This window comes from Pseudomonas sp. (assembly GCF_030147005.1).
Lineage (GTDB): Bacteria > Pseudomonadota > Gammaproteobacteria > Pseudomonadales > Pseudomonadaceae > Aquipseudomonas.
This window is the reverse complement of sequence record NZ_JASLAW010000071.1, coordinates 1-6795: the sequence shown is the minus strand read 5'-3', so window position 1 is coordinate 6795 and position 6795 is coordinate 1. Positions and strand designations below refer to the sequence as shown.

8 protein-coding genes are annotated in these 6795 nt (G+C 61.3%); 2 read left to right on the top strand and 6 right to left on the bottom strand.

Annotation, left to right across the window (positions count from 1 at the left end; genetic code table 11):
* The first annotated feature begins 216 nt into the window (after window positions 1-216).
* Window positions 217-630: an alternative ribosome rescue aminoacyl-tRNA hydrolase ArfB gene (gene arfB / locus Q1V60_RS07075; RefSeq protein WP_016975416.1), complete on the top strand. Its 414-nt coding sequence runs from the start codon at window positions 217-219 to the stop codon at window positions 628-630.
* Here arfB and Q1V60_RS07070 read toward each other — a convergent pair.
* The 4 genes from Q1V60_RS07070 to Q1V60_RS07055 all read right to left on the bottom strand — a co-directional run bounded on the left by Q1V60_RS07070 (window position 627) and on the right by Q1V60_RS07055 (window position 2730).
* Window positions 627-1823, bottom strand: a complete 1197-nt coding sequence (locus Q1V60_RS07070) for an MFS transporter (protein WP_300628749.1) — start codon at window positions 1821-1823, stop codon at window positions 627-629. The genes arfB and Q1V60_RS07070 overlap by 4 nt on opposite strands.
* Window positions 1824-1929: 106 nt before the next feature.
* Window positions 1930-2100 (bottom strand): hypothetical protein, encoded by a 171-nt coding sequence (locus Q1V60_RS07065; RefSeq protein ID WP_300628747.1) that lies wholly within the window; start codon window positions 2098-2100, stop codon window positions 1930-1932.
* Window positions 2101-2174: 74 nt separating this feature from the next.
* Window positions 2175-2303, bottom strand: coding sequence for a hypothetical protein (locus Q1V60_RS07060; RefSeq protein ID WP_300628746.1), 129 nt, complete (start codon window positions 2301-2303; stop codon window positions 2175-2177).
* A 115-nt stretch (window positions 2304-2418) separates the two neighbouring features.
* Window positions 2419-2730, bottom strand: coding sequence for a DUF962 domain-containing protein (locus tag Q1V60_RS07055; RefSeq protein ID WP_300628745.1), 312 nt, complete (start codon window positions 2728-2730; stop codon window positions 2419-2421).
* Window positions 2731-2891: 161 nt separating this feature from the next.
* On the opposite strand from Q1V60_RS07055, the gene Q1V60_RS07050 reads away from it, so the two are divergent.
* Window positions 2892-3950: an AraC family transcriptional regulator gene (locus Q1V60_RS07050; protein ID WP_300628742.1), complete on the top strand. Its 1059-nt coding sequence runs from the start codon at window positions 2892-2894 to the stop codon at window positions 3948-3950.
* On the opposite strand, the gene Q1V60_RS07045 is transcribed toward Q1V60_RS07050, so the two are convergent.
* Together Q1V60_RS07045 and Q1V60_RS07040 are read right to left on the bottom strand one after the other, a co-directional pair.
* On the bottom strand, window positions 3907-5361 hold the full coding sequence (locus tag Q1V60_RS07045; RefSeq protein WP_300628740.1) for a TrkH family potassium uptake protein: 1455 nt from the start codon (window positions 5359-5361) through the stop codon (window positions 3907-3909). The two genes, Q1V60_RS07050 and Q1V60_RS07045, sit on opposite strands and share 44 nt — an antisense overlap.
* A 246-nt stretch (window positions 5362-5607) precedes the next feature.
* Window positions 5608-6795, bottom strand: a 1188-nt coding sequence (locus Q1V60_RS07040; RefSeq protein WP_300628739.1) for an imelysin family protein, incomplete at its 5' end; no start/stop codon positions are given.

Below are 6795 nucleotides of genomic sequence, written 5' to 3'. Positions count from 1 at the left end.
GAGGGAGCTTGCTCCCGCTGGACTGCGTAGCAGTCCCATTTTTGGGGCCGCTTCGCGCCCCAACGGGAGCAAGCTCCCTCGCCACAGGTCGCAGGTTTTTCTGCTTTAGCGCTTAACTGACCGGCATTAGGGCAAGCCCGCTCCCACAATTCAACCGCGTTCGACTTAAAGGCGCGTATCCTTGAAAGCCCCATTCCGCCAAGGCCCACGCTCTCCATGCTGGTGATTTCCAACAACGTCCACCTGCCCGATGCTGAAATCGAGCTGACCGCCATTCGCGCCCAGGGCGCCGGCGGGCAGAACGTCAACAAGGTGTCAAGTGCGGTGCACCTGCGATTTGATATTCCGGCATCGTCGTTGCCGGAGTTCTATAAGGAGCGGTTGCTGGCGCTGCGCGACAGCCGTATCACCAGCGAAGGCGTGCTGGTGCTCAAGGCCCAGCAATACCGTACCCAGGAACAGAATCGCGCCGATGCGCTGGAACGCCTGGTGGAATTGATCCTCAGTGCCACTAAAGTCGAGAAGAAGCGCCGCCCGACCAAGCCGACCCTGGGCTCGAAAAAGCGTCGCCTTGAATCCAAGACCAAGCGCGGCAGCATCAAGGCCGGGCGCGGCAAGGTCGACTTTTAGGCATCGCGTGTTTCGCGGGCCCTGGGCGCCTGGCGATACAGGTACACACTCAGCAGCAAACCACCCAATGCGGCGAGGGCGGCGAACAGGAAGATCGACGCAAAGCCGAAGCCTGCCGCCACCGCCCCGGCCAGTGGGCCGGTGATACCCAGGGATAAGTCGATAAACAGCGAATAGGCACCCACCGCCGAACCGCGGCTGGAGGCGGGCACCAGGTTGACCGCTTCGACTCCCAGCGCCGGAAATACCAGGGAAAAGCCAAACCCGCTCAACGCCGCACCCGCCAGGGCCAGATTGGCGTCCGGCGCCAGCCACAGCAACAGCAGCCCGAGGATCTCCACCGACAGGCAGGCAATCGCCACGCGAAACCCGCCGATACGGTTGATCAGGTTGCCGAACAGCAGGCGCGCACCGATAAAGCTGGCGCCGAACAGGCTCAGCGCCCACACCGCGTTATCCCAGTGCTGGGTGGTGTAATACAAGGTGATAAAGGTCGCGATGGTGCCAAAACCGATGGAACCCAACGCCAGCGCGCAGCCATGGGGCAATACCCGGCCCAGCACGTTCATGAACGGCAGGCGTACGCCGGTCACGATGGGCGCGGCGACCTTGTTCCAGGCCAGCAACAGGCCGACTGCCGCGAGCAGGACAATGCTGACGCCCATGCTCCACAATCCGAAATGTCTGACCAGCAATACGCCCAGCGGCGCACCGACCGCCAAGGCGCCATAGCTGGCGATGCCGTTCCAGGAGATGACCTTGGCGGTGTTCGCCGCACCCACCCGGCCGATGCCCCAACCGATGGCGCCCGACCCCACCAGGCTCTCGGCACTGCCCAACACCAGGCGACCGATCAGCAGGCTGCCGAGGCTCAACGCCGGCAGGCTTGAAAACCACGCCGCGAGCAGCATGAACACACCGCTCAAGCCACAACCGGCCAAGCCGATCAGCACCGCGCGCTTGCTGCCCAGGTTATCGATGATTTTGCCCGCATAGGGGCGACTCAACAGGGTGGCCAGGTATTGCACGCTGATCACCAGGCCGGCAACCACCGCGCCGTAGCCCAGTTCGCTGTGGACGTAGCCTGGCAATACGGCCAGGGGGATGCCGATATTCAGGTAGCCGATAAAGGTGAAAAGTACGATGGAAACAACTTGCAGCGTGACCGCCATGGGGCGCTGGGTATCTGGCATGAGGAGAGGTCCACTGTCGCAGCAGGTAAAGATAGGCTGCTAATGATACCGGTGGTTGGGCTCGGGTAGGGCGGTCAAGCGACAAAAACCTCGGATCAGGAAGGTCTCAGGCTTGCGAAGGGGCCAGCAATTGGGTGGTGACCAGGGCGGCCAGGGCGTTCTCCTGGGTGCCGAAGCGCTCGAGCAGAGCGGCTTGTTTGTCCGCGCTGAGGCGGTTCCAGACCTCGACCATCTGCAGGGCGGCGTCGAGTACGGCGGTATCCGGGGTGTCGGTCATTGCAGGGTTCTCTCATTATTCAGGCAGTGTGGAAAGCGCTCAAAGTTGCGCTTTCCACACGGTCTGGTACGGCGTCAGTCCTGGCTTTCGCTGTCGACTGGTTTTGCTTCTTTGGCCTCGGGCCGCGTGTCGTTGGCCTGTTGCGGTGCTGGCTGCTCTGTAGGGTGCAGGCTTGGGAAGGGGAGATTAGGTATCTCGTGCATCGTCGTCGCTCCTCGCAAGGTCTGTTTTTTCAATCGCAGGTGATTCCGCGCTTTCAAAAAGCCTTGGCAGGATACAGCACTGTAAATGACAAATAGACTTTTATATCGACGAAAACTAGAACGGCACCTTGCCCAGAATCATGTCGCGGTACATCACGAAATCACCGAGCAGGCTGTAGAACGGGTGCTGGAAAGTGGCCGGGCGGTTCTTTTCAAAAAAGAAATGACCGATCCAGGCAAAGCTGTAGCCGGCAATCGGCACGGCCAGCAGCAGGCCCAGTGAGCCTCGGCCGACGGCATACGCCAGAATGCCAATCACCAGCGTCGTGCCGATAAAGTGCTGGCGCCTGCAGGTGCTGTTGCCGTGCTCCGCCAGGTAATACGGGTAAAACTCGGCGAAGCTGTTGAATCGCTTGAGGTTTTCCACTCTGACAGGCCCTTTGGTTGTTGTGCCGCCCAACAGATGCTCGGCGGGGAGCTTGTTTAAGTCTAGAGTGATCCGGGGTTACAGCCAGTGACAATAGATGCCACTTTAGTATCCTTCGCTTGCCGGTTGTCATTTAGGCCCACTTTATTCAAGAAGACGCCATGAGCGAACGAACAACTTCGGCAAGCTGGGCGATGGGGATAGTCAAGGCCTTGGAAATGGACGGCCTGGATTGCCCGGCGCTGTTCAAACAACTGGGACTGGACTACGCGGCCCTCAGTGACCCCGACGCACGTTTTCCGCAGGACGCGATGACCCGGTTGTGGCAGCGTGCAGTGGAATTGTCGGGCAACCCGGCCATTGGCTTGAACATGGGCAAAGTGGTGCGCCCCGCATCGTTTCATGTTGCCGGTTACGCCTTGATGTCCAGTAACACCCTGGCCGAAGGCTTCAGGCGCCTGGTGCGTTACCAGCGCATCATCGCCGAAAGCGCCGACTTGAGCTTGCGCTTGTTGCCCGAGGGCTATGCCCTGACGCTGACCGTGCACGGCGATCACCTGCCGCCCACTCGACAAAGCGCCGAGGCCTCGCTGGCCAGCGCGTTGGCGCTGTGCGGGTGGCTCAGCGGGCGTACCCTTCAGCCGCGTAAAGTGCTGCTGCAGGGCGATCAGCCGGCGGACCTTGCGCCCTACAAGCAGGTCTTCCATGCGCCGCTGGAATTCAATGCGGCGTATGACGCGCTGATTTTCGAGCAGGCTGACATGGATGCACCGCTGCCCACGGCCAATGAGGCCATGGCGCTGTTGCATGATCGTTTTGCCGGGGAATACCTGGCGCGCTTTTCCGAAAGCCGCGTGACCCACAAGGCACGGCAAGTGCTGTGCCGCCTGCTGCCCCAGGGCGAACCCAAGCGCGACATGGTGGCGCAGACGTTGCACCTGTCCCAGCGTACCTTGCAGCGGCGTCTGCAGGAGGAGGGCACCAGCTTCCAGAGCCTGCTCGACGACACCCGCCGTGAGCTGGCCGAGCAATACCTGGCACAGCCGAACATGACCTTGCTGGAAATCGCCTACCTGTTGGGGTTCGCCGACCCCAGCAACTTCTTTCGCGCGTTTCGCCGCTGGTTCGACGCCACGCCCGGCGAATACCGGGCGCGGTTGTTGCAAACGTCGCCCGTCAGTGACGCCAGAACGCCGGAATACAGAGCACAAACACCGTAATGATTTCCAGACGTCCCAACAGCATGCCCAGGGACAGAATCCACTTGGCCGCATCCGGCAGGCTGGCGAAGTTGCCGGCCGGGCCGATGGTTTCACCCAGGCCCGGGCCGACGCCGGATACGGTGCTGGCCGCGCCGGTCAGCGCGGTCATCCAGTCCAGTCCCAGCAGTGACAGGGCCAATGCGATAACGCAAATAGTGATGGCGAAGAAAAACGAAAAGGTCAGGATCGAGCGCACGATTTCTTCGTCGAGACGATGGCCGTTGTACTTCTGTTTGATCACCGCGCGTGGGTGGATCAACTGGTTCAGGTTGGCCTTGAGCAGAATGTAGGCGACCTGGAAACGGAAGATCTTGATCCCGCCGGCGGTAGAACCCGAACAGCCGCCGATAAAGCCCAGGTAGAAGAACAGCATCAGCGAGAAGTTGCCCCAGAGGCTGTAGTCCCCCAGAGCGAAGCCGGTGGTGGTCACCACCGAGGTGACGTTCAGCGCCACATGGCGCAAGGCGTCCAGCCAGTGCAGGTTGGTGGTCCACCAATACCAGGTGCCGAGCACCAGCCAGGTCACCACCAGCAAGCCGAGCAAACCCTGCACCTGCTGGTCCTTGATCAGCGCCCGACGGTTGCCGCGCAATGTGGCTACATACAGGGTGAACGGCAAGCTGCCCATGATCATCACCACCACCGCCACCCAATGCACTGCCGGTTGCTTCCAGTGCGCCAGGGACTCATCGGAGGTGGAAAACCCGCCGGTGGAAATGGCCGACATGGCGTGGTTAATCGCATCGAACAGCCCCATTCCCGCCCACCAGAACGCCAGGCTACCAAGGATGGTGATGCCCACATACGCCGCCACGATCAGCCGCGCAACCATATGGGAGCGCGGCATGACTTTTTCCGAGCGGTCCGAAGATTCGGTCTGGAACAGGCGCATGCCACCGATGCGCAGCAGGGGCAGGATCGCCACCGCCATGCCGATAAAGCCGATACCGCCGAGCCAGTGCAACAGCGAGCGCCACATCAGGATGCCCGGCGACATGCTGTCCAACCCACTCAACACCGTTGACCCGGTGGCTGTGATGCCGGACATGCTTTCAAAAAACGAGTCGGTGTAGCTGATGTGCTGAGTCAGCAAAAACGGCAGCGCCGCGAAGACGCATACGACCACCCAACTGGTGACGGTGAGCAGGTACATGTCTCGGGGGCGCAGGTGCACATGTTCGGGGCGACCGGGAATAACCAAGGCCAGGCCGGCGATAAAGGTAATCATGCTGGCCCACAGGAACGAGGGCAGGTCGCCGGTGCGTTCGAATATCACCAGCGTGGCCATGGGCACGACCATGGCGATCGCAAGCGTGATCAGGAAGATGCCGATGATGAAACCGATGATGCGTAAGGTCGGCAACGCCATGAAGTTCGCTCGGGTGTGGGGGTGGCGCCATTCTACCTGCGGTGCAGGTCTTGTAAACCGGGGCTTGGAAGCGACGCGAAGCAAACGTGGGAGCGCGCTTGCTCGCGAAGTCGGTGGGTCAGTCAGCATATGGAGAACTGACTCACCGCTTTGGCGAGCAAGCCCGCTCCCACAGGGGTTTTATGGTGGGGGAAAAATTAAATAAAAAAGGCGACCCGCAGGCCGCCTCTTTGAACTGCGCCTTGATCAGAACTCGTGATCAGCGCTGTCCGGGTTCAGGTCGCTAATGCCCAGCTTGCGCGCGGCGGCTTCGATCGAACCGGTCTGCTTGACCAGCGCAGCGATGGCGTCACGTACGATCTGGTTGCCTGCATCGTTACCGGCTGCGATCAACTGGTCGTAGTGCTCGCCTTTGCCGGCGTGGTCAACCATCACCTGGATCTTCGCTTCGGTCGCCGCCAGGTCAGCCTTGAGGGCCGCATCGGCAGCCGGGTCGGCTTTGGCTATCAGGGACGACAGGCTCGGGCCGGTCAGCTTGTTGCCGTCGACGCGGGTGTACTCGCCCAGGTAGACGTTGCGGATGCCCTTGGCGTCATAGAAGTGCGAGTTATGGGTGTTGTCGCTGAAGCAGTCCTGCTCGTCTTCCGGCGAGTTGGCCTCCAGGGAGACCTTCATGCGTTCGCCGGCCAGTTCGCCCAGGGACAGGCTGCCCATGCCGAACAACATTTTGCGCAGGCCGTCGGTAGCCGGTTCCGATTCGAGGGTGGCGCGGTAGTTGTCTTCGACGTTGGGCTTCCAGTTGCCGACCATTTCCTGCAGGTCGCTGACCAGCAGTTGGGTCACGGCACGCAGGTAGGTGCGACGACGCTCGTTGTGGCCACCGGTTGCACCGTCACCGGTCATGTAATCCGAGGCCGGACGGTTGCCCGCGCCTGGGCCGGTGCCGTTGAGGTCCTGGCCCCAGAGCAGGAATTCGATGGCGTGATAGCCGGTGGCGACGTTCGCTTCGGAACCGCCCAGCTCATTGAGGCTGGCGAGTTTTTCCGGGGTGATCTCCTTGACGTCGACTTTGTCTTCGCCGACCTGGATTTCGCCGTTGGCGATGATATTGGCGTTGGCGCCCGGGTTACCCAGTGCGTGTTCGTAGGATTTGTCGACGTAGTCGATGAGCCCTTCGTCCAGGGGCCAGGCATTCACTTGGCCTTCCCAGTCGTCGATGATGGTGTTGCCGAAGCGGAACACTTCACTTTGCAGGTAAGGTACGCGCGCGGCGATCCAGGCGGTACGGGCCGCTTTGAGCGTGTCGTCGTTCGGGTTGGCGAGGAAGGTGTCGATGGCGGTCTGCAGGGTTTTCGCGGTGGACTCGGCGTCGCTGCACACCGCAAACACCATGTCGGCGTAATGCGCGACCACGGCCTTGGCGGCCGCCTCATC